This is a genomic window from Streptomyces sp. NPDC001507, from assembly GCF_042894765.1.
In the GTDB taxonomy this organism is placed as follows: Bacteria; Actinomycetota; Actinomycetes; order Streptomycetales; family Streptomycetaceae; genus Streptomyces.
In genome coordinates this window covers 361,535-386,112 of sequence record NZ_JBIAVV010000013.1, presented here as the reverse complement: position 1 = coordinate 386,112, position 24,578 = coordinate 361,535, and the positions used below count along the sequence as shown (strand labels likewise).

Sequence of the window (24,578 nt, the reverse complement as noted above, 5' to 3'; positions counted from 1 at the left end):
CATCGGCCCTTCGCCCGGGAGCACTGGCTCTACCGGCTTCGTTCTGTCAGTAACCACACTGTCACCGCACGCCCTCATGGCGACTGTCGCCTCGGTGGCCGCGCCGGCCAGGCGGCCAGGGCCCTGGGAGACGCGGACGCCGGCCTGGCCCTCGGGTGTTGCTTTCCCGTACCGCGTCCGGAGCGCCATGTGTTCGCGAACATCGGTCAGTGGCTCATCCTCCCGGACGGTAGTTGCTGTTCGGCCCAGATGATCTTGCCGGCCGGTGTGCGGCGAGTGCCCCACCGGCGGCTCAGCTCGTCGATGAGGAGCAGGCCGCGACCGTCTGGATCGGTGCTGTGGGGATGGCGTATCTGCGAGAAGCTACCGATGGTGTCCTGCACCTCGCAGGTCAGGACCTGGTGCCGGATCAGGCGTAGCTGGATCGGCCCCTCGCCATCACGGAGGGCGTCGGTGATGAGTTCGCTGATGATCAGTTCCGTCTGCTCGTGCAGTTGCTCCAGCCCCCAGTGATCCAGCTGGCGGGTGGCCAGGGCCCGGGCCCGACGAACGTCGGACGGGTTTCGCGCAAGCGGCCATGTGGCGACCTGGCCGAGGCCGAGCGAACGGGCGCGTGCGAGAAGCAGGGTGGCGTCGTCGCCGGGTGCCTGGAGGGGCATCGTGTCCATCGCGGCCGAACCGAGGTCCTCCAACAGGAGGCCAGGTTGTGTCAGGGCACCGCCCAGACGATTCATACCCTCGTCGAGGTCGTGGCCACGGTTCTCGATCAGACCGTCGGTGTAGAGGGCGAGCACGCTTCCCTCCTGCAGTTGCAGGGTCACGGACTCGAAGGGCACCAGCCCCACGCCGAACGGGACTGCGGCGGGCAGTTCGGGAAAACTGACGCCGCCGGGACCGATGATCGCGGGCGGCGGGTGGCCGGCCCGCGCGATCGTGCACTGCCAGGTGACCGGGTTTTTCGCACGCGGCGTTATGCGGCGCTGCTCACTGGCAGGCTTCCTCCACCGCAAGGAGCACCCAGGTGGACTTCGTGCCGTCTCGGTTCACGCTCGTTCCCCACTCCTTGGCCAAGTGGTCGATCAGGAGCATGCCTCGTCCGTGCTCCGCGGCAGCCGACGGCTGCCGGGTGGCAGGAAGGACAGGCGAGCCGTCGCTGACATTGATGCGGAGCCCGTCGTCGCCGTACTCCAGCGTGAAGCTGATGCGGCCATGCGCGGCGTGCACCACCGAGTTGGCGACCATCTCGGACACACACAGCTCAGCCGCCTCGACCAGGCACGGCAGATGCCACAGGGCAAGGGACTCGGCCACCATGTGCCGAGCACGCGGGACCTCTTGCTCATCGGTGGCGAGGACCTCTGCCAACAGCGTCCGACGATCCGCCTCTGCCACGATCATCGGAACTCCCAGTGATGCGATCCGGGAACGCGCTCAGTGACACCAACGACGTCGCGTTGCGGGCAGAGCATGGAACGGTGGGTGGCGCCGCAGTTCGGCAGCTTCGTTTCGGGATGCGGGGGCCAGTGCCTGCACATGGTCAACTCCTTGTCGGGCGGAGTCTCCGGGCTGTGCCGTCGAATCGTTGGGCGGCCTACGGAACCTGTCGGTTCGCCATCGGCTCGGAAACGCACATCGTGTTTCATCCACCTCCCACGGTGCGCGCAGCAACCCAAAAGGTCCAGTTAGTTGTTCTAGCCTCATCGAATAAGAGGTCTTAATTATTGTCCGAAATTCCGCGACGCCACCTCCCGCTCCCACGCGTGGCACCGGCCCGCAACGAAACCCCTCGAGAGGGGCCCGCGTGGCATTACAGATTCCCTGGCCTCGACGAACCGCCGACCAGGGCCCGTCCTCACTGCCGGCGGGCCGGCACATCCGACACCCGTCGAATCGCCGCGCAGGCCAGTGCTCGATCTGCAGGAATCAACTACCAGGCAACCCACTTCCCCCCATTCATAAACAACGCTTCATTTATATCCAAGAATAAGTAACTGGACCTTTATCGCCTTGCGGGCCATCGTTATTGCCATGAGCAGAAGCACCGGCAGCCGCAGCTTCCTCGCCCTGGCCGGGGTCGTCGTCCTCTGGGCCTCGGTATTTCCGGCCATCCGCGTCGGGGTCGACGGCCTCGGAGTGGCCGGACTGTCCTTGCTGAGGCTGGCCATTGCCTCCGTCGTCCTGACAGCGGTGGCACCCTTGCTCGGCGTTCGGCGTCCGCGGCGCAGCGACCTGCCGTTGATCGCCCTTGCCGGGGCTACCGGCATGACCGGCTACCAGGTGCTGCTCAACTGGGGCGAGGTGCACGTGTCCGCCGGCACCGCCAGCATGCTCATCTCCATCGCCCCCGTCTTCAGCCTTCTGCTGGGCAGGGCGTTCCTGTCCGAAGCACTGAGGTCTTTCAGCACTGCCGCTCCAGAGCGAGGACGGCCGCGGAGATTGACGACATTCGATTCGGGCTGCACCGGGATCGGCGGAAGATGCGCCAGGACTTCAAGCGTGCGACGCCACGCTCGACCGGTGCCCGTGCCGCGGACAGCGCGCGATTGACGGTTTGCTGGGTCGGCGTGAGGTCACGGCCCGGCGGGCGTCTGAGGGGTGTCGTCACCCACGGTCCGGCTCCCATGTAGGCGCGGTCGGCGAGGATGGGAACGCCCTGGCGCTCGCAGATCCGGATGATCCGGTGGGCGCGGGCCGCGGTCAGATCATGGGCGCGGCCGGGCAGAGCAGGCGAGATCCACAGCAGCTGCCCGACCGGGTCGGCCACCACCTGCACGTTCACCCCGTGTCGGCGGTGTTTGTGGGAGAAGTCGGCCCGGCTGTCGCCGACCCGGTCGCACTCCGCCAGGGTGCCGTCGAGCAGGACGTAGTCCGGTTCCGCCTCGCGCAGGGCGCGCAGCAGGCCGGGTGCGCGGTCGGCGAGCCGGTCGACGACGGCTGTCGTGTAGGCGTGAGCGGTGCCCACGGAGATGCCGAACCCGGCGGCAAGCTGGGCGAGGGTGTCGTGCCGGCGCAGGTACACCAGGCCGACCAGGGCACGTTGGTGCGGTGGGAGCTTGCAGCGGCGGTCACCCTCGCGGGTGACGATGAGCATGGTTACCCACTCGACCAGGCCGTGAGGCAGATCGAGTCGGAGTCCGATCAGCCGGATGGACACCCCGTACACCGCCGTCATGACCCCGCTCCCCCACGTCCCGGGAACCTGTCTGCTGGCAGCCGGCAACGGCACCGGCATGCGGCTGTGGGAGCCCCTCACCGGGCGTCTCGTGCATTCCCTGCTCACCGCGGCACCGGTCACCAACATCGTCCACACCCCCCGGCCGCACGCAGTACGTGCACATCGGCGGTCCGACGGGGCTTGCCACCCTGAGCTGGCCGCTACAGGCAGAAGCCTCGTAGAGACGCCACCGCCCAGCAATGCCCGCCGTCTTCGGAGTCCTGTGCTCTTGGAACGGCGCGGCGGGTACTGGTGCTGGGCTGTCAGACGTTCGGCTACGGCTGGTGCACGGCACGAGACGCTCGCCCTGTGGGACGCGTGCCGTCTCGCGCTGGCCGAGGCCGGTACGGCAGCCTGCTGCTCCCTCCCCCCGCTCAGCAATTGCTGTTCGACGCGTTGGACTGAGACGCCTAACACTCAGACGACGATGCCCAGGTGACATTCCCCCGCAGACCGTCGCGGTGGGCAAATGTGCGGCTGCAACTGCGTTTGGGTGATCGGGCTGCACGGATCGCACAGAAATATTGGTGCAGCAGGGCTCCGCACGCCGTCACAATCTCAAGCACATGACGATCCCTGGAGTTGTAATGGCACAGCCGCTTGATCCGCTGACAGTTCAGCGGCTCGCGTACGTCCGCTACCTGTACCGCGAGGGGGTCGAGCAGAGTGGGCAACCCTCGCCACTGCGCTCCCGGGCCATCACGTCCTTCCACGACGCGGTGGAGAACTTCATCGGCCTCGCCGCGCAGCATTTGGGCGTGGACTTGAAGAGGAACGCGGAGTTCCTCAGCTATTGGGAAGCGATCAAACCAGTCTATGAACTTCCCAAGAAGGATCAGATGAGGCGCCTCAACGACGCCCGCGTCGCTCTCAAGCACAACGGAACCTTCCCCTCCGCGCACCAGATCGAGCAGGCGCGCGAGACCGTTGTCGATTTCTTCACCACGGTCACCCCCAAGATCTTCGGTGTCGAACTCGACACTGTCGATATGGTCGACCTGCTGACTCAGCACGAGGTCAAGCAACTGCTGCGCGACACACAAACGCATGCCGACATCGGCGACTACGTCCAGGCCATGGCCGGCCTCAGCCTGGCATTCCAGGCACTGCTGACCAACTACCAGAGCGGCGAAGAGCCAACCAGACGGTCAGCCTTCAACTTCGGCGAGAGACCCTCCCCTTTCGATGAACCTCGCGGAGAGTATCGGGACCCTGGTCTCAGGCGACTCGAGAAGCTCGACAACTTCATGGCAATCACCCAGGACACTCTGTTGGCCATCAGTCTCGGCATCGACTACGCGAGCATGGCCCGCTTCCACATCCTGACCCCCCAGGTCCGCACCTACAGAAACGGCGACAAGCGCTACCACTTCGGAAAGGCCCTGGAGGAGGTAACATCCGACGACTACCACTGGGCGCGGCACTTCGTCATCGAATCGGGCCTGCGCGCGGCAAAGGCGGATGATCTCCAGGCCATGGAGAAGAAGAGGTGGGAAGCCAACCAGAAGACCAGGAAACCCCTGCCTCATCGTTTTTGGACCGGGCCCGTCACCCCCGAGGACAGGAGCGAAACCTAGGGGCTGTCGGCACCGGCCGCGGCCGGGCGGGGGGCGCGGGCCGGGCAGCAGCCGACCGGGCACTGCGCTGCCGGGCACGCACCGGACGGCGTCGCGCACTGGTCGTCGGTTGTCGGAACGCGGTCCGGACCATGCCCGGCCTCGACGGCACGCTGCCGTAAGCCTTCACCCGCCCCGTACTCGGCCGCTGCAGCCCCGAAACCGGCCAGCCTGGACGCGCAAAGAGTCATCACGCATTGCAACTGCCGCCGTCCACGAACCAGACGCTGGCTGCCAAGGCCTACCGTCCCGCAGCATGGAACTCGTGCTCTGACCAGTGCAAACCCCGCATCCGCTATTGCAGTCTGCGTGAGAATGACATGGCCCTTCGTCACTCATGTCAGCAACAGGTGGGCACCACCCGTCAGCAGCAACCACCAGGTCACCGAGCCTGCGCCACTGACACGCAGATGACGATGCACAACTGACACTCCCCCGCAGGCCATCACCGGCCAACGGCGACGACGAGCCGGGTGTCGGCGTCGATGACGACCTGGTGGTTGGTGGAGTACCGATAGTTCTTCGACTGCTCGGCGACCGTGTGGTCGCGGGTGGGTACCAGGGTGCCGTCCACGATCAGCACGGTCTCCTTGCGGAACCGCTTGCGCTGCCGCAGGGCGAGTAGGGGTGCGAGATGCCCGATGATCCGCGCGGCAGCCGACTTGGACACACCGAACAGCGGGCCGAGCTGCCGCAGCGTCAGGTTCGTCCGCCAACACGCGGTGACCAGCAGGACCCGATCGTGTAAAGGCAGGCTCCACGGCCGACCCTTGCAGGCAGGGTCCGCGCCTTCGCGCCGCAGGGCGGTGACCAACTTGCGGACTGCCGCGGACTCATCCCAGCGAACGGGGTTATCCAGGACGGCTCCGACGCCGTGATCAGACCAGGCACGACAAGATCATGTCGCCAAGATCAGTCGTTACGGGACAGCCCTTAGGCTCTTGATCACGTCCTCATAGCACCCCACGGATGCGGAAATCGGAAAGAACCACGCGAAGGTTTGGCCGGGCTGGCTCAAGAAGGCAGGTCAAACCTCGATGTAGGCGACGACGACCACAGTGCGCAGGGCGGTAACGAAGTACAGGATCCGGACGGCTTCGAGGTCGTCGGTGCACGGGCGCAGTTGGGGGCCGGCGGTGTCGCCGGGGATCGGCTCGCCGAGCTCGGGGTCGACGGAGATGACGACCAGGGCGCGGTCCAAGGCGTGGATGTACGCCTCGTTGGTGATGTTCTCCAGCTGCTTGGCGGCGGAGTCGGACAAGGCGATCGGGCGCGGCGGGGGCCGTGCTGCGGGGGCATCAGGCGACGGCCGGCCGCTGCGCGGTAAGCCGGGCAAGGTGAGCCTCGCGCAGGCCCTCCCACGGCGTGCAGTCCTCCACCGCGGGCAACCCGTTCTCCGCGATGTCCTCCAGGACGGCGGCGAACTGGTCGGCCTGCTCCCGGGTCTTGGCCGCGTACGCGCGGACCGCGTCGGCGGCCGCAGGCTCCAGCTGCTGCCGGACGGCTCCGTCGGCGGGGGCCGGCTGGTCGTTCATCACAGCCTCCAGGCACGGTACGGGCGTATGCCATCAACGGTATCGCTGCGCACGCAGGAGAGGTACAGCCTGCTGAGAACTCCGTGGGCGTCGGGCACCAAAGTAGGCGCTCACTCGAACGGGCCATGTCTGAAACTGGGGGCAGATGCTGCGTGCTCTCTTCCGCCGTAGCCGCTACTGCCGACGGGTGGGTGGGTGGCGTGATGAACCTCTTGTCGGGTTCGGGTGAGTGGCTGACCATGCGTCACAGACGGTTAGTTGAGCCGTGACGGAGTGGGGGCTTCATGTCCAGCGGAACGGGTGGGGAGTACTGGAAGGACAAGGCTCTGCCGAGCGTGCTGAAGCACGAGCTGCTGAAGCGCTATTTGCCTCAGTTCGGGGGCATGACGGGGGCTCATTCGCAAGACAAACGTGTGGTCTATCTGGACGGGTACGCAGGTGAAGGCCGCTACGAGAACGGCGAGCCCGCTTCGGCGGAGATTGCCCTGCGGGTCGCCTCCTACTTCCGTGCGCGGCACGGGATCAGTCTGGAGTGCTTCTTTACGGAGGCTCAGCAGAAGTCGTTCGAGCGGTTGAACAAGATTGTCGAGCACTATCAGGCCGGCAAGGTGCCGGCGCATGCCCGCCGCGGCGAGGTCGACACCGTACTCGACAGCGTGGTCCAGCGGGCTGCGCGCGCGCCGCTGTTCCTCTTCCTGGACCCGTGCGGGCTCGTTCTGCCTCAGCGGCGGCTCGTGGATGTGCTGGCCCGGCAGCGGCCGCAGAAGAAGCCGCCGACCGAGCTGCTGATGAACTTCAGCATGATGGCCGTGTGGCGCCTGGGCGGTCACGTCCGCTCCCCGAAGGGCAACGAGAGGTCGCTGCAGCGCTTCGACGACGTGTGTGGCGGCACCTGGTGGCGTGAGTACTTCGCCGAGGCCGCCGCCCCCACTGCGAAAGAGGGCGCCGCCGAGGACGCCATCGAGGCCGTGGCAGCCGAGTACTCCCGTCTGTTGGCCCAGCGCACCGGCATGTTCGTGCAGTCGGTGCCGGTCTCCCACGATGCGCACAAGCGCGCTGTCTACCGGCTGGTCTTCGCCACTCGCAGTCAGTACGGGCTGTGGGTGTTCGGCGACTCGGTCGCCCGTGCCCGGGACGAATGGTGGAAGACGCTGGACGCGCGCGAGGAGAGCGAGGGGAAGCTGGCGCTGTGGCCCATGCGCCCGGACCCGGAAGAGGTCGCGCTCGGGGCGATTCCCAAGATCGCGGACAACCTGGAGAACCTGCTGCTGCGGAGCCGGCAGCCGGTCAAGCTCGTGGACCACACGCTGGAGATCTTCGGGGAGTTCTACGGACAGGTGACCGAGCCGGCAGCACGCAAAGCCGTACAGCGCCTGCACAAGCAGGGCAAGACACCGAGCGACGGTGCGGGCGTGAGGAGAACTCGGGAGATCACCGTCCATCCGAGGAGTGCCGCCGCATGACGAGCCGAGTCCGGGCAGCGGTCTGCCCGGACTCCCTCACACGGCCGCGGGCAGCGGCATCTGGTCCCAGGTACGGCCGTCAAGCTCGCGGCCGCCCGCCTTCGGTGTACGGCCGCCCCACTGCTTGAAGAAGAACGCCACCTGCGCCTGCTGGCAGGTGTCGCGGATCTGGGTCACCCATGCTTCATCCAGCGGCCGATGTCCCAGCCCCGACTCGCCTCCCGCGATGACCCAATCGATCGCTGTCAGCTCCAAGCCGTCCAAAGGACCCAGCAGCGGCTCACACGACAGGAACTTCACCGCTGCCGGCACCTGCCGCAGGTCGTCCACGCGCGGCAGTTCCTTCGCGCTCTCCACCGAGACGCCCATCCACAGGTTCGCCGGCCACTCCAGCCGGTCGGCAACCTGTCGCAGGCGCCGCGCCCGTTTGGTCAGGACCTGGTAGGTGTGCTGCGGGGTCTCGGCGATCACGTCGAAGACTCGGCGCACGTAGTCGAGCGGGACCTTGGCATGAAACAGGTCGCTCATCGAGTTCACGAAGACGGTGCGCGGGCTCTTCCATCCGTAGGGCACCGTCAGCGCATCCGGATGCACTGTCAGTCCGAACCCGGGCCCGGAGGTCCGCGGGTCGCCGTCGGTCTGGTACTTCGGCGAGCCCATTGCCTTCAGGCGCTTCGCCAGCGTCAGCGCGTAGCAGTTGTCGCACCCCTTGGAGACGCGGTCGCATCCCGTGGTCGGGTTCCACGTCGCCTCGGTCCACTCGATCGAACTGCGATCACCCACGGCCGGCCCTCCATCCCCTCGAACCGAGCCTGTCCACCCGTACCGCTGCGGCTTTTTGTGCCCAACGAGACGCCTCAGGACCGGTACTGGCATCCAACCACTCGGTTTCCGTGCGGCTGCCATCACCCCATTGATCGAACGGACGTTCCCATCCTGTGGGGTGATCAGGCTGCTGTAAAGACGCCGTCATGCGGCGAATCCGATGTTGGTGACGTACTCGTACTGGCCCCACTGGGAGCCGAGGTCGACGACCTGGTCCACCCACGCCTCATCGAGCGCCGAGTCGTCACCGGCGGCCCATGCCGCGACGATCCGGTCCCACCGTCGGACGTTCATGGTCCGGAAGGCGACCACGCGCTGGTGCGGTGGGGAGACGCGGGACTGGTTGAGCGGGTGGATCTCCACCCGGGTGCCGCGGCCGTCGCGGTTGAGGCGGGCGAGCAGGTAACGGGCGACGTCCTCCCGCCGCACGGTGCGGTAGGCCTGCTCGATCACGGCGAGGCTGGCGCGGGAGGGCCGACGGGTGCCGGCGAGCCAGGCCCGGATGGTGCGGGGCGTGGCGGTCAGGCCGGCTTCCCGTGCGGCGGAGCGGGCACGGTCGCTGCGGGTGAGGTAGTGCAGGCGGGCGAGCAGGCCTCGCCGGGCCGTGACCGGGGTGGCGATGTACCCGGCGAGGGCGTCCAGCTGACGCGCGACGGCCTCATGGCCCTTGATGCCGTCCGCGCCGAACTTGCCGAAGTCGATGTTGCGGCCGGGCATGTCAGACCTCTTCCTGGGGCGCGGGGTCGGCGTCGCCGACGGTGTAGACGTCCTTGACCTTGACCTCGGTCACGCCGCGCCCTTCGGGGAAGACAGCGCGCCAGTCGCCGGTCACATGGAGTTCGTCGGTGCCCATGGCGCGGACCACCATGAGGCCTTCGTCCCAGGCGCGGTGGGCCTTCCACCAGAGGTTGGCGAAGGCCTGGGAGCGGATGAGGTGCATCCAGTCGATGCGGTAGAGCTCCCGGTTGTAGTTCGACTCGCCCATCGTGGAGACGAACTTGGAGTACATGGCCTTGACGTACTCCAGCATCACGTCGTCGCCGTCGGCGATCGCGGCGTCGCGGGCGTCCTTGAGCGTGATCCGGAACTTCTCCAGCAGGCCCTCGGTGGCCCCGGACGTCCACGACTCGTGGATGACCGGTGGGTCGCACAGGGCGTACTTCGGGCCGGAGATCCGCAGCAGCAGGCGCAGGGTCGGCTCGGTCACCCACAGCGGGCCCGGCTCGTCACGCTGCCCGATCGGGTTGGGCAGGTAGGCGTCGTGGTCCCAGCCGGGCGGGGTGATCAGGTGGACACCGGCCCGCCGCCGGTCGTGCCGGCCGCCCTCGGAGTGCTCCAGCTGCCCCAGCGGCAGATGCGTCTTCAGCGCGGACAGGTAGGCGCCGTTGATGTCCAGCGCGGTCACCTCGTGCCCGCCCGCAGGGAGTTCGGGGCGGGTCCACTTCGGGCGGGCCTCCCAGATCTGGTCGGCGCCGCGCGCGGACTGCTTGCGCAGGACGTCGGGCAGCCACGGGTGCGCGACGATGTCGTAGCGGCCGCCGAGACGGGACTGGTCCAGCAGGGCCATCGCATCCGGGATCGCCCGCTTCACCAGAGCCGCCGTCGCCGCTTCGACGTCACCGGAGTGCTCGCCGAGCGCGGCCGCGACCGCCGAAGCGATCCGGCCGGCCAGCGGATCCGGGGCGTCAGCGGGCCGTACCCGGCGCCCGGCCGCCACGACCCTCACCCCCCGCGCCCCCCGCCCCGGCCCGCCGGCACGGCCCCGACCACGCTCCACCCCGGCCGCAGCCGCAACAGGTGCGGCTGCCGCTGCCGGTTCCGGTGCCGGTGCCGGTGCCGGGACCGGCAGCGCGTCCACCGGCGCGCCGGCGCACCCGGCGGCATCCAGGTGCTGCGGGAACCCGGCGACCTGATAGCGAGCCGGCCGCCCGCACAGCACACACGGCCGGGGCGTGGCAAGCACGCCGGCGTCGTCGTCCTGCCCCACCGCCTGCCCGGTGTCCGCGACCACCCGGGCTCCGGGCTCGCCGGCGGGGGCCTGCCGGGCCGAGCCGGCGGCCAGCTTGGCCTTGGCCCCGTCGAGGAAGTACGCGTACTTCACCCTCGTCTCGCCGCCCGGATCCCGTCCGGACTCCCACCCTGCGACCGTGGAGGGGCCGACCCCCAGAGCCTGCGCAAGCTGGGCACGTGAGAGGTTCAACTCCTCACGCAGGATCCGCCGTTCCCCGGCAGGCGGCAGCGGGACCTGCTGCCCGGCCTGGGCCAGCAGAGCGTCGACCGCACCGAAGTCCGTCATCACATGCCCTCCCCGGCAGCCGCAGGACGCCGGCTGCCCGCCCGATGACCAGCGACGCGGCGACGTGCAGAGGGCAGCGCCTCCGTGGCCCGGGTAGGCCCCCCCAGGAGTTCCAGGACGTCAATGCCGTAATGCGCGGCAACAGCCTCACAGTCCGCCAGAGTCCAGGCGGCGGTGCCACGCTGACGACGGCTCACCTGCGCCTGACTCACCCCCAGAACAGCCCCCAGAACGGACTGCGACTCACCGGTCGCATACAGGAGCGCCGCCACCGCCGACCTCACCCGCTCCTCCAGCCCCATACCCATAAAGCCAAAACTACCCCTCATCCCTCACTCATTATTCGCACAACGCATCAACGATCACGAACAGGGACCCCACCGAGGGCGGCAGCGGCGCAGCGCAGGCGGGTGCGGCAAGGCGGGCGACGCGGGCCGAGGCCGGACCACACCGGCATGCGCGCACCGCCACACACAGTGGCGACCCAGCGGCGGGAGAGGCTCTCGGCCGGCAGCGGGAGACGATCTGACCGCAGCGCCTGCACCACGTCGCGGGCGCCAGCGCCGGGACCGGACTGGACTGGACTGGAACGGCGGCGGACCACGGGACGCGACGCGGCCGTCTTCCCCCGGGCGGTGGCCGTCGCCCACGCACCGCCGGACCCGGACATGGCCGAGCCGCGGCCCGGCGCGCAAGCAGCCAGATGCCGCCCCGGGCGCGGGACGGGGACGACCCGGTCTGCCACCGACCGGGCGAGCGGTGGACCGGGCCCGGCCGGGACCTCGGGTCGCGGCCGGCTACAGCGGCCCGATCAGCGGCCGGCCGGGCCGCGATCATGCGCGCCCGCCACGGCAGCGGAGGGAGGATCCGTGGCATCTGAAGCGGGAGCAGCAGCCCGCAACCACGGCCGGCCGGCTGCGCCCCGTGGCGGCGCAGACCCAGCGGGCGGCTCGGGCACCCGGTGGCATGCCACCGTTTCCGCATCACGCGGGTGCCCGAAAAGACCCGGAAGAAGCCGGCGCAGCTGCGCGGCGCGCAGAGCGGCATCACGGCCGAGGCAGCCCGCACGCTGCTGGACCACCCCAGCCAGAGCGCCGAGCTGACCGATCGGGCCGTGCTGCATACCGCCGCGGCCACCGCTGCCGGGGGAGGCGCCCCAGGACGTGGCCCAGTGATCCCGCCCGCCCGCCGGGGGAGTGTCGGCGGGCCTGTGCGCCTGGTCGATTCAAGGGCAACCGGTGCGTTCCGGCTCTGTTCGAGATCGTTCGGTGCTTGTCCGCGGCAGCCTTACGCCTCCGCGGGGGCGGCCGGCCGTGTCGCGTAGCGGGTGCGCATGGCGTCACTGGCTGCGGGGCCCGCGGTGAAGACGTAGGCGTCGCTGTCGTCGAGTCGGCGGCCGGTCTTGGCGTCGACGACGACGGGTTCGACTTCCTCGCCGTTGTGCGCGTCGATGAGGATCATGCTGCGTTCGGCCGGTGTGAGGCGGGAGTTGCCCCACGCGGCCAGGGCGACGATCACCGGTCGCAGGGAGCGCCCCAGGTCGGTGAGAACGTATTGGTGACGTACAGGGTTGGTCTGGTAGGGCCGGCGCTCCAGCAGCCCGTCCGCCACCAGGGTCTTCAGCCGGGTGGTGAGCATGCTGGAGGAGATGCCCAGACTCTCCTGGAACTGGTCGAAACGGGTGTAGCCGTCGAAGGCGTCGTGGAGGATCAGCAGCGTCCACCACTCGCCGACGTGTTCCACCGTCGTGGACAGCGGGCACTCCCGGTCCTCCAGCCTGATCCGGCTCGCCACGGCGACCATCCCCTTAGTTACTGCTAAAGTCAAAGTTAGTAGCTTCTATTTTAGCAGTAACGACGGGGGCGGTGCCTTCCTTGCCCGCACCCAGGAACGGAGCACACCGTGACCACGCCAATCAGCGAATCCCTCGAAGGCCGACGCGCTCTGGTCACCGGCGGCACCAAGGGCACCGGAGCCGCCATCGCCCGCCGTCTCGCCCAGGCCGGCGCAACCGTACTGGTCACCGCCCGCAGTCGCCCCGACGACGTCGAGGAGAAGACGTTCATCACCGCCGACCTGTCCACCGACCAGGGCGCAGCCCACGTCGCCGCCGAGGTGGACGCCCGCGTGGGAGGCGTCGACATCCTGGTCAACACCCTCGGCGGGTCCCAGGCACCGGCCGGAGGGTTCGCAGCGCTCGGCGAGGACGACTGGGCCACGGAGCTGAACACCAACCTGCTGGCCGCCGTCCGCCTGGACCGCGCACTCATGCCGTACATGATCACCAAGGGCAAGGGGGCCGTGGTACACGTCACCTCGATCCAGCGCCGCATGCCGCTGTGGAACGGCACCCTGGCCTACGCCGCCGCCAAGGCCGCCCTGACCACCTACAGCAAGGGCCTGGCCAACCAGGTCGCCCCGCACGGCGTCCGCGTCAACACCGTCTCGCCCGGCTTCGTCCAGACGTCGGCCGCCGACAACCTCGTCACCCGGATCGCCCACGAGGCAGACATCACCCAGGAAGCGGCCCTGGGCCGGCTCATGGACTCCCTGGGCGGCATCCCGCTCGGCCGCCCCAACCGGCCCGAGGAAGTCGCCGAACTCGTCGCCTTCCTCGTCTCCGACCGCGCCTCGGCCATCGTCGGCGCCGAACACGTCATCGACGGCGGCACCACCCCCACCGTCTGAACCCGCCACCACCATCAGGAGCGTCATGCACGACAACCAGCCCCGGACCATCACCCCGGACGACCTGCCCGAGGTGATCACCCGCTACCTCACAGCGCACCGCGCCCACGACACCGCCACCGCGGTCACGACGTTCACCGACGACGCCACAGTGATCGACGACGGCAACACCTACCAGGGCAGCATCGCGATCGAGCGGTGGCTGGACCGATCCGCCACCGAATTCACCTACACCATCCACCTCACGAACGCCCAGCAGACCGAAACCGCGCAGTACATCGCCACACACCACCTCGAAGGCAACTTCCCCGGCGGCACCATCGATCTGCGCTATCGGTTCACACTGCGCGACAACCTCATCGAACACCTCGCCATCGAACCCTGAACCCGCTCCCCCACCACCTGTTCCCGCCCCCGGGACCGCCTCGTCCCAGCCCCCGTGCCCACCCAGCCACCCAACCAAGAGCCAGCCCTCAAGTTCGGCAACCCGCATTTCAGCACTTGCACTCCTGAGGAATCAAGGCGAGCAACTCCGGGGCCATCCTCAGCACAGGGTCAGGAGATTCAAGGCTCTGACCGCAGTTCCGTGAAGGCACAGGCCAACGGCACGGAAGCAACATCCCTCGTCTGGGCGTCCCCCCCTTGGCAATCAATGAGAGGTTTTCAACCTAAAAGCTGCAGGTCGTGGGGCTGGCGTGGGTCGTGGATGGGGTTCTCGTGCCGGTCAGGGACGTGATCGTCGGCAGGTGGTCGTCTGTCAGCGGTTGACCCCCGCGTTCGTCAGCACGAGCAGGGCGCGCAGGAGCGTGGTGGCGTGGCGGGCGTTCATGCGGACCTTGGTGAGGATCCGCCAGTTCTTCAGGTCGGCGAAGCCGTGCTCGTTCGCCGCGCGTTCGCGGCTGACCAACCGGTTCGCCTCCTTCTCGGCGGCGGTGAGCGGATGGCCGCGACTCGCCCGGCAGCCGGCAATGATCACGGGGTCATCGGGATCGTCGTCCAGGCCGATGAAGCCGAGGTCGGCCAGGGCACCGAGGCTGGCTTCCCGCAGGCGGGTGGTGATCTTGTTGTGGCGGGCGGTGGTGATCTCGCTGGAGCGTCCTGGCTTCGCCGCCGAGATCCACATCAGGTTGCCGCGCCCGTCGGTCAGGGCGAGGAATAGCAGGCCGTGGGCCTTGTGTTTGCCCGAATAGTTCGGCCGGTTCTCGTCCCCGGTGCGTCGTCGGGTGCGCACGAGGGTGCCGTCGAGCAGCACGACGACACCACCCTTCCGGGCGATTTTCTTCAGGGCGCGGTCCAGGCGCGGAGCGCGGGCCGACAGCAGTTCGATCACTTCCAGCAGCCAGCGGCGCACGGTGGAGGCGGAGATGCCGTTGCCGCCCCCTATGTCGGAAAGCCGCTGGTCGTGGCGGAGGGCAGCGAGGACGATCAGGGCGATTCGGCCGGGCGGGAGCTTGCGCCAGCGGGAGTGGATCTTCTTGAGGTGGCCTCGGACCAGACCGGAGACGAGGTCCAGGGCGGCGCTCGACAGTGGCAGGCGGCACCTGTAGACAAACTCTTCAGTGCCCTCGGCGAGGCTGGTGTTCTTTCGCATGGAATCCCCAACTTCCGTCGAGGGTCTGCGCGTTACGCCGACATTCAGCTGATGCTGGTCAGGGCAGCGGCTGCCACAGGGCGGTGAAGCGGCCGGCCGGGGTGCGGTGCAGCCAGCCTCGGTCCGCCAGGCGCCTGACCTTGTCACGCACCGGCTCCACCTGCTTAGGCGCGGTGCCCTTGCCGAGTTGGACGCTGACGTCCTTCGCCGGGACCGGATCCGAGGCTGCGGCCACGATCTTCATGATCGCCTGGTAGTCGGCGGGCAGCACGCTGTCGGCGATTCCCGGCTCGCGGTGCGGGACCAGTAGCATCCCGCCTGCGCCCGGAGCAGTCGTGACCCGCTCCAACTCGGCGGCCATGGCCGGGGCGTCGGCCTCACCCGCACGTTCGGCCTCGATGAACTGTCCGATCACAACCTCTGCGGCTTCCAGCCGGGCCACCTCGGCATCAATCTCGGCGAGTTCCTTGCGCAGCCGCTCGGCGCGATCGGCCAGCACCACCCGCTGCTGCATCACCCATACCAGTACATCCGCCACCAGTAGCCCTCCCACGCCCGCTCCCTTGGGAGCCTACGAAGGAGGCAGGACCTGGCACCACGATTCCGGCGAATCACCCACGCCCCCCCGGTGATCACCTGCTAGTGATCAGGGAACCGATCGGCGCGAGTACCCCATCTACCACCCACGCCAGCCCCATGACCTGCAACTACAAGATAAAGCGCGCTCAGTGGCGTCATGATGCCCCGGCCTCGAGTCGAAAGCCGGGGCATCATGACGACCGGCATCCAACGACACCGAGGAGGTGCAGCGCAGTGACGGAAGGCTTGAAGTGGATTGGGCGGCACACATTCGATAAACCGGCGGCTGACGGGATGCTCGGCGGCATCTCCATGACCGCGCTGCGCGGGGTCCCTGTCCGGGATCTGCTGCTCAGGCTGGGCGCGGATGAGAAGGAGATATCGATCGGTATGCCGTACCGGGACCTGCACCCGACCCGGAACGCACCCTGCATGTACGGCACGTCCGGTGAGTGGGCATACGTTCTGGAAGACCGAGGCTCGTGCACCTGGTGCGAATGGTTCTTCGAGGACGAGGACAAGATGCGCCCCGCGGCCGGGGACGAGCTGATCTGTCTGAACGCGAATGTAACGGTCAACCCGAGCTATCTCGTCTACGCGCCCGGCGACGGGAACGTCTACCTGAGCAACTTCGGCGACGATCTGGCAGACCGCCCGCATGCGGTAGAAGGCAGCAAGCTGGCCGCCCTGGGTGAGGGTCTGAAAGCCGCCGGGGCGACCTGCCCGGAGGGGTACACCGTCCCGCAATGGCATGACCTTCTCGACGCGCAGGAGGGTGGTCTGCGCGGCGTGGTGTGGCAGGCCGTCGGCGACATCCTGGGTATCCGCATCCCCCGGGCCGACGTGGAGCAGGGCCGCTTGCCCGCAGCCAGGCTTACTGGACCCTATACGTAACGCTGCGGAGCGGCGCGGATGGGTTCCGTCCGGCTGACGAACGATCTCCCGGCACCGATCATCACCACGACCAGCCCGAGCACCCCGTCCGGCCTCCACACCAGCCCCGTGACCAGCGATTTCAGGATGGAATCAACTCAATGCGATCGGGGACGCATGGGCAGTGGCCGGCTGCCTGGTGAGGATCGACGGCTCGGCCGGTTCACGCCTGGAACTCGGTGAGATCGATGGTGTGAACGCGCAACGGAAAGCCGTACACCGGGTGCGCCGTCTCTCGCTCCGGAACCATGCCGAGCTTACGGATGACGTTCTCGGAGCCGTCGTCACCCACACGGCTGATGCTGATCACGCGGTCGAGACCGCGGTCCTGGAGCGCGAACTCCAGCGTGGCCTGGGCGGCTTCGGACGCGTAGCCCTGACCCCAGAACTGTGAGCCGAGTCGCCAGCTGATCGCCACGGCGGGCAGTACCTCCGGCAGGAACTCGGGCACGGACAGACCGGTGAAGCCGGCGAGCTCACCCGAAGCCAGCAGCTCAACGGCAAAGAGTCCAAAGCCTTCCTCGTCCCACTCCTCCTCCCACTGCTCGATGGCTTCTGCCGTGTGGTCCAGGTCGCGCACCGCACCGTCGTCGATCCAGCGCATGACCCGCGGGTCCGCGTTGATGTCCGCCATGGGCACGAGGTCGTCGTCATGCCAGCGGCGGAGGAGGAGGCGGGGAGTACGGATCTCGGTCATAGCGCTCATCCTGCCGAAAGCAACAGCCTCACCTGAAATCGGCACCAAGCCGCGCCGCCGTCCCAGCAGACACTGCACCAAACCGCCTGCACCCCAGACCGCTACAGGTGAGCCACCGGCCCGCCCCGGGCAGATGACCTGCCACGTCGCCAGCGCGGCCGCCAGATGAGACCAATTCGACGGCAGCACACCACACCACACCACACCACCAAGATCGTCCACGGAATCGCCGTCAGAGCCAATAGCGTGACCACACTTGGAGGATCTGGGCACGTCGGCAGGACGGGCGGTCTTCACGCGGAGGTGGCGGAACCCCCGGCGGACCCGGGCAGGGGTAAGCCGACGAGCCGCGCCGACCGCTCCCAGGGCCGACGAAGATCCTCGGCGAGGGGCCGGGCAAGCCGGAGTTGGGTATGGGCGGGCGGGCTGCGACGGTCGTGGCACTGGTAGCCGCTCCCAGAGGTCGGTCCCGCGGGGATACGCGGCCCCCGCAGGCCCGGCCTACCCCCGTCGTTCCTTACTGCCAGCCGTGCTCAGCGAGAAGGCCGGTGCCGTTGATGTAGCCGAGCAGCCCTTCCTTCGGGTACTCGATTACGTCGTCCGGCGGCTCGTGCACGCTGAACCACTTTCTCTGGGGTTGATCTGCCTGTTCGCTCGCCGACGAGAGCTGTTTCCCCAGTTCAAGTCGGTCCATGTGTGGATCTGCTTCTGCAACAGGTGTGGTGGAAGGGATCAGAGTCCCCAACCGTCGAGGGAGAACGGCTGCTGCTTGGTGATCTGCGCTAGAGCGGCGGCCGTGTAAGGCACGGTGTTCGCGGGTGGATCCGTCGGGTCGGCCCACAGAAGCTGTGCGCACTTGTGCGGCTCACGGTTGATCGGCTGGCCCCGCCAGTTGTCTGCGAGGAAGAAAAAGCCGATGCGTGCTTCTTCGTTGCCGTTGCGGTGGTGGACGACGTGCACGAAGTCGAGAGCGGCTTCGCTGAGCTCGACGCCGACTTCCTCAGCGGCCTCGCGGATCGCGCCAGCGATCACGGATTCTCCGGCTTCGAGGTGTCCACTGGGTGGGCAGAGCTGGCCGTCCGCGTAGCCGGTGTTGGCGCGTTCCATGAGCAAGATGCGTCCGTCGGCTCTGCGTAGAAGCACGTAGACATCGACGATGCTGCGGTAGCGGCTGGTCATCAGATTCTCCCAGGTGCCTGATTGAGGACTGTTCTTGAGTTGTCTCAGTTTCGGGTCACGAGCTCCCGTCCGATCGAGTCGATCCGCGGGACCTTGCAGTTTTCGGGGGGCGTTTCGAGGGTTGGCCAGGGCTGATCGGTGGTTTCGCGGCTTCCGGGAGCGCCCTGCATACTTCCTGGATGAGCACCCCAAGGGCGGCCTGGCGCAACACCACGCACGACTGGGCGAGCACCGTCGACCTCGACCATCTCGAGCACATCCGCCAGAACCCAGCTGCCTTCGCCCCCAGCGGCATCCTGCACCTGATCTACGAAGTCGTCGCCTATGCGGCCGACGAGGCCGAATGCGGCAACGGCGGGCACTGCCGCATCACCCTTTACCCCGACGGCTCCGTGGCCATCGCAGACAACGGACGGGGCACCGACACGCGCCTCGACGAGCACGGGCGCATCGTGAAGAAGCCGGTCATGGCGACGAAGGACCTCCGATTCTTCGATCACCCCGATGCACCATCCCTGCCCGACACGCACCCTCGTCGGGGCATGTCCGTCGTCGCCGCACTCAGCACGTGGCTCGTCCACACCAACCGCCGCCGCAACGGATCCTGGACCCAGCGGTACGAACACGGCGTGCCCACCACGGAGCTGCAACCGATCGCCGACGACCACACGACCGGAACCACCGTCCACTTCATGCCCGACAGGTCATTGATGGCAAGCAGCACCACCGCCGACGACCTGGCACGGCTCACTGAGCCAAGGCCACACCTCTCCGTGGAAATCGACGACCGCCGCGCCGCGTGAAATGAGCACTTCTCGGGCAAGGGCCTCTCCCCGCTCCCGGACTCCCGGACCCCCTGGTCAAGATCATTCAAGAGCGGCCCTGGTTGATGGTCTTGGTCAGCTCACGGTTCGCGGCCCGTGCGGCGGACAGTTCCTCGTCCTTCTCCTCGAGTCGCAGGCGTAGGTCGAGGTTCTGTTGTTCCAGTTCGGTGATGCGGGCCTGCAGGCTGTCGGTATCCGCGGGCGGACCGATGCCGGTGCGTTGCCAGATCTGCTGGCCCAGGGCTTCGGACAGGCGTTGTTCGAGTTGCCGGACCTGTTCGGTCAGGCGGGCGCCTCGCGCATTGGCGGCCAAGAGATCTGCTTGCAGGGACGCCCTACTGACCGTCGGTCCCCTGCCTGCATCTGAAGGTGGCTCGGTGGCCAGCGCGTGAACATGGGCGAGCAGGTCAGGGTGCCGGTAGAGGAACGTCCTGTCGACTCCAGCGCTTCGCGCGACGGCGGAGACAGACACGGTGCCACCGCTGCGGGAGAGTTGGTCGAGGACTTTGAGGACGCGTTGGCGACGCCGCTCGGAGTCGTTCCGACGACCTTGGGCGAGGCGCTCGCTCGTGCTCGGTTGGGGTGTCATGCCGGACGCTCCGGACGGACATCGGGCAGGGGCTGCCGGATCTTGGGCATTCCGAGGAAGCCCTGCCGTGTCTTGCGGACCGTGGCGACGGCTTCTTCGATCTCGCCTCGCTCCTGTTCGGTCAGCGAGCCCAGGTCCTCGGTGACTCGGCGGATGAGGCGTCGAACCCGATCGATCTCCTCGTCCGAGGGCATTGCTTCGCGCTTGGCCCACTCGTCCGCGCTGGTCATGGCGCTCAGGCGTTCACGGGTCCGCAGCAAGTCATCCAGGTAGCTGCGGAGTTCGGGCAGGTAGGAGACGTCCGTGCTGAAATGATCACAGCCCAGGCAGCGGAATCGGAGAGGGCACTGTCCGCCGCCGGCGGAGACGTTGGTCGGTTCGGAGCAGCGTCCGAAGGCCACTGCCACCTCGCCGACGGAGCGCCGGTTGCGTTCGGCATCGAGGAGGGCTCTGGCCTGCTGCCAAGTGCGGTTTCCATGGCGATCGAACTGAAGCCGGGTGACCTTGTCGACTGCCTGGCGCAGTCGTTTTTCCTTGACGCGGTAGTAGCCCCGGGTGGCTTCCAGTGTGTCGTGATCAAGAAGCTTGGACAGGACGTCGACCGGAACTCCGGCGTCGGCGTGCCTTTGTGCGTAGGTGTGTCGGAAGGCGTAGGGAAAAATCTTCGCCTTGTCGAACACGACGCCGTCGTCCAGCGTGATGTCGGGGAGCGCGTTGACCCAGATCCGGGTGTTCCCGCTCAGTGCGCTCTCGGTGATCGCTTTGGTGCCGCGAGGATTTCGGACGGGCGAAGGCAGCAGCTTCAGCTCTCGCACAGGAGTGTTGGGGAACCGAGCGCGAACGGTGCGTTGCTGGGTGCGGATGAGTTCGGCAGTGGACTCGTGCAGGGGCAGTTCACGTCGAGGGCGGTTCTTCTTGCTGTTGTTGTAGATCAGCACGGGCTTGCCTTCGCCGTCCTGGCCAAGGCAATCGAAGGGAATCTCGCAAATCTCGTCGGGTCGCCGACCGGTGTCGATGAGTAACTCGATGCCGATCCTTGACTCCGGCTCGGATCGTTCCTCGATGCGGTGGAGTTCGGCGCAGAGCTGCCGCATGACCTCTGCGGGCAGGTCCTGCCCGGCTTCGTCGGGCTCGGGTTTGGTGGGCAGGTCGCCCCGGAGCATGGAGAAGTGGTCGGGCAGCCCGTGCATCGGTTCGCCCGCCCGGGTCAGCCCCAGACTGCGCATGCGCTTGATGATGTGGCCGGTCGTGTAGATGACGCCGCGACGCTGGTAGGCGCTGATCTGACCGGTGGCCTGAAGGTGGGACATCCGGTTGAGGAAGTTCTCGATGTCCTCACGGCCAAGCTCCTGGGGCTCGTCACCGCGATCGGTGCGGGCCCGCAGGCTTTGGGACAGCATGCCGAGGTCATTCACCTGTTTGCGGAGGTTGGCTCCAGCCTTATCCCCCCGGACCTGCGGCGCGGTGTGCCGGGCCCAGCGTTTGACGGTCTCCTTGAGCCATGGCTGCGAGACGCCACTGAAGTCAATGGTGCCGGTATGTCCGAAGACGGTCAGGTCCCAGCAGTCCTTTGGATACTCCGTCTCGGGGCTCAGCCGCGCCCGCCTGACTGAAGTGGTAATCGTCGTCAGCGGGCCGCGGGTGAGTCGGTCGATGCCGTTGGCCACGGCTTGGCGAGGATCGATGTTGTCCAGGGAAGAGACCTGTTGGCGGCGCAACCAGGTAGTGAGGTTGCGTAGCCGATGGTGCGTGGTGAGGGCACCGTCGGCGCATCGCTGCTGGATGCCGTAGATCAGCTGGGCCACCACCAGCTCGGGTAATCCCCGGAAGCTGACTTCGGCACCCTCTGGGATGGCTGTCTGGGTGGCCTTCCACAGGGCGATGTCCAGATCAGGGTTCGCACGGCGGTCGTCCACCAAGCGGCAGTTGTGCGCGTGACACACCATCGATTTCAAGACGCCCGCCTGGCGGGTGCAGGCCGCAACCGAGCATGGCCCGAGACTTGGCAGCGGGGTCAGATCGGCGCGGGTGAGGAACTCCTCAAGGGAGCACTTGAGCACCATGCTCTGCTGGTAGTAGTGCGACGAACACAGCGAGCGTGGCGCGTCGATCCACGGCCGCTCGCACTGGGGCACCAAGCAGTTCTGCACGAAGCGGCGGCGCCGAGAGTCCGGCCGAGGCAACATCGCGAAGTCGGCGTCGCTGATGGCCGCCTCGCGTCGGCGACGGTTGCAGGACGAGCAGAACATCCCCCGCGACAAGACCACCACGTTGCAGTCCACGACCTTGCACGATGACCAGCCCAGCAGCGGGTGCTCGGCCGGAGGTCTGAGGATCTTCAGGTCCCGGTCGAAGCCGATCTCCGCCGGGAATTCAGGCCGGATCAAGCTCCAGAACCACTCCGCATGGCCGCCAGTCGGCCCGGAGGCCGGCGCCGGTGCGACAAGGGACACGAGGCCACTGGTCATCGCGGGCCTCACCGGTCGCCGACCGGTGAGGGGACGCGCTCGACGGCCTCACAGATCCGGCTCTGCGCCGGATGCAAGTACGGTTCGCTGCTGGAGAGTTGGGAGTGGCCCAGCAGCCTCGCGATCTCGTCCACAGTGCCGCCGCTGTCGCCCACATTGCTGGCAAACCCGTGCCGGAGCATGTGGGCGGTCACCGCGCGGTCGACCCCACCGCGTTGGCCCAACCGCTCGATCAGCTCAGTCACAGCGTTCGGGGACATCGGGGCGCCGAGCTGGCCACGCAAGAGGTTGACCAGGACGAAATCACTGTGCTCCCCGTGCGGAAACGACAGTCGCTCCAGTACGTACTGGTCGTATGCCTGCACGACCAGCCAGTCTGCGGGAACCCACCGCTCGCGTACCGACTTCGCCCAGGCCCCGTTGGCATTGGCCCGGCGAACAACGTGAACGTGGGAACCGCTCACCTTGCACCCGAGCGGCGAGGAATCCGGCATGAAGTGCATGTCCTCGCGGCGCAGCCCTGCCGCCTCACCGCGGCGTAGGCCGGCACGAGCGAGCAGCAACACGATGAACCGGTCACGTGACAGCCGGCAAGCCTTCAGCAGAGCAAGGACCTCCTCATCGGCCGCACGGTCCCGGCGTGCACGAGGGACACTCACCCGGTGCTGGGCTCGCAGGCGATAGGCCATCCGCTCACGCTCGCCCTTGGCTTCCAAAGGAAGATCGCGATCGTCTGCCAGTTCATAGAGTTGAGCTAGCACAGTGGAAGGCGCGCTGCCGGTGTTCACAGCGTGTCGAAGGAAGGTCCGCACGCCGACCAGGATGTTCTCGATCCTCGCTTCGCCACGCTGACGCTTCATGCCCGGACCGGTCATCACCATCGCGGAGCCGACGGCTGGCGCCGCAACACCCGTCAGCTCCGCAGAGGCGTAGCGCAGCCACGTCATGAACAGGGACAGGTCCGCCGCCGCAGTCGTCCATGCCCGTCCTGTACGCGCACACCATCGGAGGTACAGGGCCACGGCACCGGCGTACGTCTTCGTGGTCAGCTCGGCCTGGGCCTGTCCGAACCTGGCGTGCCGCAGGAACGCATCCGCTTCCGGAACAACCGCCATCTGGTCGTCCAACACCGTCCAGTACCGGTCGCCGGACGGCAACTTCACCGGGAATGCCTTCACTCGTGGTCCTCCGCTCGCTCGTGGGCAACATGCCGCAACGACCGCATCAGCCCCAGAGATGCGGTTTCCGGCGGCAGTTCACCCACAAGAGACGCCACAAGGCACTACACCTAACGAACCCTGGAGAAACCATGCGAGGGCGAGGCACTTCCCGGGCTCCTTGTTGACGGGTTCCCCCTCCCACTCGACGGCCTCGTAGAAGAATCCGATCCGCGTCGTCTGGTCGTCCTGGCGGTGGTGCACGACTTGGACGAGGCGAAGATGGTCCGGGTCGACGGTGACGCCGGTTTCCTCGTACAGCTCGCGGGCAGCTCCGACAGACAAGGGCTCATCCTCGTCGAGCTTGCCCGACGGCATGTGCCACCGGCCGCGACCGATGGCAACAGCGACCCACCGGACTGCCTGAGTGCGTAGTTCACGGAGATGCGTGGGTCGGCAACGTGGCGGCCACCGCCGACGGCCCGGTACTCCTGGATTTCGAGCGAGTGTCCGTCGGCCCTCCGGAGTGGGACCTGGTGTCGACCGCGCTGAAGCTGACAACAACCGGCGCCGTCACCGAGGCCGAGTACGCCGAGTTCTGCGAGCTGTACGGCACGGACGTCACACAGTGGGAGGGCTACGAACTCCTGGCTGGAGCACGGGAACTACGAATGACGACGTACGCCGCTCAATACGCCGCCGCACACCCTGAGTGGCATGCGGAAGCGCAGTACCGCGTGGACTGCCTCCGTGGACGTATCACCGACAGGCCATGGCGGTGGGCGGGCATCATGTAGCGGCCGCGCCGCCGAAAAACGACAATGCGGCCGGACGAGAGTATTGGGCTGAAGGTCGCCAGTAGCCCGCGGGTGCAGCGGAGATCAGGCGTTGCAGCCCTTCTGCCGAACTCCCGGCCCCCACTTC

At 67.5% G+C, this 24,578-nt stretch carries 24 protein-coding genes and 4 pseudogenes; 8 read left to right on the top strand and 20 right to left on the bottom strand.

The genetic code is table 11. The annotated features are described in order from the left end of the window. Positions 1-206: 206 nt before the first annotated feature. Entirely contained in the window at positions 207-1,010 is an 804-nt protein-coding gene (locus ACFY0K_RS37905; RefSeq protein WP_390643675.1) for a SpoIIE family protein phosphatase, read from the bottom strand. Beyond that, positions 985-1,398, bottom strand: coding sequence for an ATP-binding protein (locus ACFY0K_RS37900; protein ID WP_382729478.1), 414 nt, complete (start codon positions 1,396-1,398; stop codon positions 985-987). The genes ACFY0K_RS37905 and ACFY0K_RS37900 overlap by 26 nt, the downstream gene beginning before the upstream one ends. Positions 1,399-2,028: 630 nt before the next feature. Here ACFY0K_RS37900 and ACFY0K_RS37895 point away from each other — a divergent pair. Next, positions 2,029-2,388 (top strand): annotated as a pseudogene (locus ACFY0K_RS37895) (EamA family transporter); the annotation flags it as partial. Positions 2,389-2,398: 10 nt separating this feature from the next. Here the strand turns inward: ACFY0K_RS37895 and ACFY0K_RS37890 are convergent. After that, positions 2,399-3,172 (bottom strand): transposase family protein, encoded by a 774-nt coding sequence (locus ACFY0K_RS37890; RefSeq protein ID WP_390643674.1) that lies wholly within the window; start codon positions 3,170-3,172, stop codon positions 2,399-2,401. Positions 3,173-3,801: 629 nt separating this feature from the next. Here ACFY0K_RS37890 and ACFY0K_RS37885 point away from each other — a divergent pair. Next, positions 3,802-4,791: a hypothetical protein gene (locus tag ACFY0K_RS37885; protein WP_390643673.1), complete on the top strand. Its 990-nt coding sequence runs from the start codon at positions 3,802-3,804 to the stop codon at positions 4,789-4,791. A 487-nt stretch (positions 4,792-5,278) separates the two neighbouring features. Here ACFY0K_RS37885 and ACFY0K_RS37880 read toward each other — a convergent pair. The 3 genes and pseudogenes from ACFY0K_RS37880 to ACFY0K_RS37870 form a co-directional block, all read right to left on the bottom strand. Beyond that, positions 5,279-5,721 (bottom strand): annotated as a pseudogene (locus tag ACFY0K_RS37880) (transposase family protein); the annotation flags it as partial. Between the two features lie 136 nt (positions 5,722-5,857). Continuing rightward, a pseudogene (locus ACFY0K_RS37875) lies at positions 5,858-6,129 on the bottom strand (hypothetical protein). Further along, the gene (locus ACFY0K_RS37870) at positions 6,129-6,365 is read right to left on the bottom strand and encodes a hypothetical protein (RefSeq protein ID WP_390643672.1); all 237 of its coding nucleotides are present in this window, start codon (positions 6,363-6,365) and stop codon (positions 6,129-6,131) included. Before ACFY0K_RS37870 ends, ACFY0K_RS37875 begins: the two are co-directional and overlap by 1 nt. Before the next feature lie 284 nt (positions 6,366-6,649). Here ACFY0K_RS37870 and tcmP point away from each other — a divergent pair, with 284 nt between their 5' ends. Next, positions 6,650-7,828: a three-Cys-motif partner protein TcmP gene (tcmP, locus tag ACFY0K_RS37865; protein WP_390643671.1), complete on the top strand. Its 1,179-nt coding sequence runs from the start codon at positions 6,650-6,652 to the stop codon at positions 7,826-7,828. A gap of 36 nt (positions 7,829-7,864) precedes the next feature. Here the strand turns inward: tcmP and ACFY0K_RS37860 are convergent, their stop codons facing one another. From ACFY0K_RS37860 to ACFY0K_RS37840, 5 genes are all read right to left on the bottom strand, one after another. After that, complete coding sequence (locus ACFY0K_RS37860; protein WP_390643670.1) at positions 7,865-8,611, bottom strand: DUF5131 family protein; 747 nt, start codon at positions 8,609-8,611, stop codon at positions 7,865-7,867. Positions 8,612-8,797: 186 nt separating this feature from the next. Continuing rightward, on the bottom strand, positions 8,798-9,370 hold the full coding sequence (locus tag ACFY0K_RS37855; RefSeq protein WP_390643669.1) for a transcriptional regulator: 573 nt from the start codon (positions 9,368-9,370) through the stop codon (positions 8,798-8,800). Between the two features lies 1 nt (position 9,371). After that, positions 9,372-10,949 carry a helix-turn-helix domain-containing protein gene (locus tag ACFY0K_RS37850; protein ID WP_390643668.1) on the bottom strand — a complete coding sequence of 526 codons (1,578 nt, stop codon included), beginning with the start codon at positions 10,947-10,949 and terminating at the stop codon, positions 9,372-9,374. Further along, a complete protein-coding gene (locus tag ACFY0K_RS37845) occupies positions 10,949-11,251 on the bottom strand; it encodes a helix-turn-helix domain-containing protein (protein WP_390643695.1) in 303 nt (100 codons plus the stop codon). Before ACFY0K_RS37845 ends, ACFY0K_RS37850 begins: the two co-directional genes overlap by 1 nt. A 985-nt stretch (positions 11,252-12,236) precedes the next feature. Beyond that, the gene (locus ACFY0K_RS37840; RefSeq protein WP_390643667.1) at positions 12,237-12,752 is read right to left on the bottom strand and encodes a winged helix-turn-helix transcriptional regulator; all 516 of its coding nucleotides are present in this window, start codon (positions 12,750-12,752) and stop codon (positions 12,237-12,239) included. A 99-nt stretch (positions 12,753-12,851) separates the two neighbouring features. Here ACFY0K_RS37840 and ACFY0K_RS37835 point away from each other — a divergent pair, with 99 nt between their 5' ends. Beyond that, positions 12,852-13,637 carry an SDR family oxidoreductase gene (locus ACFY0K_RS37835; RefSeq protein ID WP_390643666.1) on the top strand — a complete coding sequence of 262 codons (786 nt, stop codon included), beginning with the start codon at positions 12,852-12,854 and terminating at the stop codon, positions 13,635-13,637. A gap of 25 nt (positions 13,638-13,662) precedes the next feature. Then, the gene (locus ACFY0K_RS37830) at positions 13,663-14,022 is read left to right on the top strand and encodes a nuclear transport factor 2 family protein (RefSeq protein WP_390643665.1); all 360 of its coding nucleotides are present in this window, start codon (positions 13,663-13,665) and stop codon (positions 14,020-14,022) included. Positions 14,023-14,394: 372 nt separating this feature from the next. On the opposite strand, the gene ACFY0K_RS37825 is transcribed toward ACFY0K_RS37830, so the two are convergent. Further along, positions 14,395-15,228 carry a transposase family protein gene (locus tag ACFY0K_RS37825; protein ID WP_390643664.1) on the bottom strand — a complete coding sequence of 278 codons (834 nt, stop codon included), beginning with the start codon at positions 15,226-15,228 and terminating at the stop codon, positions 14,395-14,397. Between the two features lie 58 nt (positions 15,229-15,286). Further along, positions 15,287-15,766 (bottom strand): hypothetical protein, encoded by a 480-nt coding sequence (locus ACFY0K_RS37820; protein WP_390643663.1) that lies wholly within the window; start codon positions 15,764-15,766, stop codon positions 15,287-15,289. Between the two features lie 275 nt (positions 15,767-16,041). Here ACFY0K_RS37820 and ACFY0K_RS37815 point away from each other — a divergent pair, with 275 nt between their 5' ends. Further along, entirely contained in the window at positions 16,042-16,701 is a 660-nt protein-coding gene (locus ACFY0K_RS37815; protein WP_390643662.1) for a hypothetical protein, read from the top strand. A gap of 202 nt (positions 16,702-16,903) precedes the next feature. On the opposite strand, the gene ACFY0K_RS37810 is transcribed toward ACFY0K_RS37815, so the two are convergent. From ACFY0K_RS37810 to ACFY0K_RS37800, 3 genes and pseudogenes are all read right to left on the bottom strand, one after another. After that, positions 16,904-17,437: a GNAT family N-acetyltransferase gene (locus tag ACFY0K_RS37810; RefSeq protein ID WP_390643661.1), complete on the bottom strand. Its 534-nt coding sequence runs from the start codon at positions 17,435-17,437 to the stop codon at positions 16,904-16,906. Between the two features lie 249 nt (positions 17,438-17,686). Then, a pseudogene (locus ACFY0K_RS37805) lies at positions 17,687-17,856 on the bottom strand (transposase); the annotation flags it as partial. Positions 17,857-18,169: 313 nt separating this feature from the next. Then, positions 18,170-18,616: an NUDIX domain-containing protein gene (locus tag ACFY0K_RS37800; RefSeq protein WP_390643660.1), complete on the bottom strand. Its 447-nt coding sequence runs from the start codon at positions 18,614-18,616 to the stop codon at positions 18,170-18,172. Between the two features lie 179 nt (positions 18,617-18,795). Here ACFY0K_RS37800 and ACFY0K_RS37795 point away from each other — a divergent pair, with 179 nt between their 5' ends. Further along, positions 18,796-19,419, top strand: coding sequence for an ATP-binding protein (locus ACFY0K_RS37795; RefSeq protein ID WP_390643659.1), 624 nt, complete (start codon positions 18,796-18,798; stop codon positions 19,417-19,419). A gap of 67 nt (positions 19,420-19,486) precedes the next feature. Here the strand turns inward: ACFY0K_RS37795 and ACFY0K_RS37790 are convergent, their stop codons facing one another. The 4 genes from ACFY0K_RS37790 to ACFY0K_RS37775 form a co-directional block, all read right to left on the bottom strand. Next, positions 19,487-19,753: a hypothetical protein gene (locus ACFY0K_RS37790; RefSeq protein ID WP_390643658.1), complete on the bottom strand. Its 267-nt coding sequence runs from the start codon at positions 19,751-19,753 to the stop codon at positions 19,487-19,489. Between the two features lie 272 nt (positions 19,754-20,025). Beyond that, positions 20,026-22,497: a tyrosine-type recombinase/integrase gene (locus ACFY0K_RS37785; protein WP_390643657.1), complete on the bottom strand. Its 2,472-nt coding sequence runs from the start codon at positions 22,495-22,497 to the stop codon at positions 20,026-20,028. A gap of 8 nt (positions 22,498-22,505) precedes the next feature. Then, positions 22,506-23,675 carry a tyrosine-type recombinase/integrase gene (locus ACFY0K_RS37780; protein WP_390643656.1) on the bottom strand — a complete coding sequence of 390 codons (1,170 nt, stop codon included), beginning with the start codon at positions 23,673-23,675 and terminating at the stop codon, positions 22,506-22,508. 78 nt (positions 23,676-23,753) lie between these two features. Beyond that, positions 23,754-24,032 carry an NUDIX domain-containing protein gene (locus ACFY0K_RS37775; RefSeq protein ID WP_390643655.1) on the bottom strand — a complete coding sequence of 93 codons (279 nt, stop codon included), beginning with the start codon at positions 24,030-24,032 and terminating at the stop codon, positions 23,754-23,756. Between the two features lie 41 nt (positions 24,033-24,073). On the opposite strand from ACFY0K_RS37775, the gene ACFY0K_RS37770 reads away from it, so the two are divergent. Then, positions 24,074-24,451, top strand: coding sequence for a phosphotransferase family protein (locus tag ACFY0K_RS37770; RefSeq protein ID WP_390643694.1), 378 nt, complete (start codon positions 24,074-24,076; stop codon positions 24,449-24,451). The last annotated feature ends 127 nt before the right edge of the window (positions 24,452-24,578 follow it).

What these genes read in the sequence shown, in the direction of transcription:
- ACFY0K_RS37900 (WP_382729478.1), bottom strand. Translation starts at nt 1,398, where the DNA reads ATGATCGTGGCAGAGGCGGATCGTCGGACGCTGTTGGCAGAGGTCCTC.
- ACFY0K_RS37890 (WP_390643674.1), bottom strand. Translation starts at nt 3,172, where the DNA reads ATGACGGCGGTGTACGGGGTGTCCATCCGGCTGATCGGACTCCGACTC.
- ACFY0K_RS37885 (WP_390643673.1), top strand. Translation starts at nt 3,802, where the DNA reads ATGGCACAGCCGCTTGATCCGCTGACAGTTCAGCGGCTCGCGTACGTC.
- ACFY0K_RS37870 (WP_390643672.1), bottom strand. Translation starts at nt 6,365, where the DNA reads ATGAACGACCAGCCGGCCCCCGCCGACGGAGCCGTCCGGCAGCAGCTG.
- tcmP (WP_390643671.1), top strand. Translation starts at nt 6,650, where the DNA reads ATGTCCAGCGGAACGGGTGGGGAGTACTGGAAGGACAAGGCTCTGCCG.
- ACFY0K_RS37855 (WP_390643669.1), bottom strand. Translation starts at nt 9,370, where the DNA reads ATGCCCGGCCGCAACATCGACTTCGGCAAGTTCGGCGCGGACGGCATC.
- ACFY0K_RS37850 (WP_390643668.1), bottom strand. Translation starts at nt 10,949, where the DNA reads ATGACGGACTTCGGTGCGGTCGACGCTCTGCTGGCCCAGGCCGGGCAG.
- ACFY0K_RS37845 (WP_390643695.1), bottom strand. Translation starts at nt 11,251, where the DNA reads ATGGGGCTGGAGGAGCGGGTGAGGTCGGCGGTGGCGGCGCTCCTGTAT.
- ACFY0K_RS37840 (WP_390643667.1), bottom strand. Translation starts at nt 12,752, where the DNA reads ATGGTCGCCGTGGCGAGCCGGATCAGGCTGGAGGACCGGGAGTGCCCG.
- ACFY0K_RS37830 (WP_390643665.1), top strand. Translation starts at nt 13,663, where the DNA reads ATGCACGACAACCAGCCCCGGACCATCACCCCGGACGACCTGCCCGAG.
- ACFY0K_RS37825 (WP_390643664.1), bottom strand. Translation starts at nt 15,228, where the DNA reads ATGCGAAAGAACACCAGCCTCGCCGAGGGCACTGAAGAGTTTGTCTAC.
- ACFY0K_RS37810 (WP_390643661.1), bottom strand. Translation starts at nt 17,437, where the DNA reads ATGACCGAGATCCGTACTCCCCGCCTCCTCCTCCGCCGCTGGCATGAC.
- ACFY0K_RS37800 (WP_390643660.1), bottom strand. Translation starts at nt 18,616, where the DNA reads ATGACCAGCCGCTACCGCAGCATCGTCGATGTCTACGTGCTTCTACGC.
- ACFY0K_RS37795 (WP_390643659.1), top strand. Translation starts at nt 18,796, where the DNA reads ATGAGCACCCCAAGGGCGGCCTGGCGCAACACCACGCACGACTGGGCG.
- ACFY0K_RS37785 (WP_390643657.1), bottom strand. Translation starts at nt 22,497, where the DNA reads ATGACCAGTGGCCTCGTGTCCCTTGTCGCACCGGCGCCGGCCTCCGGG.
- ACFY0K_RS37775 (WP_390643655.1), bottom strand. Translation starts at nt 24,032, where the DNA reads ATGCCGTCGGGCAAGCTCGACGAGGATGAGCCCTTGTCTGTCGGAGCT.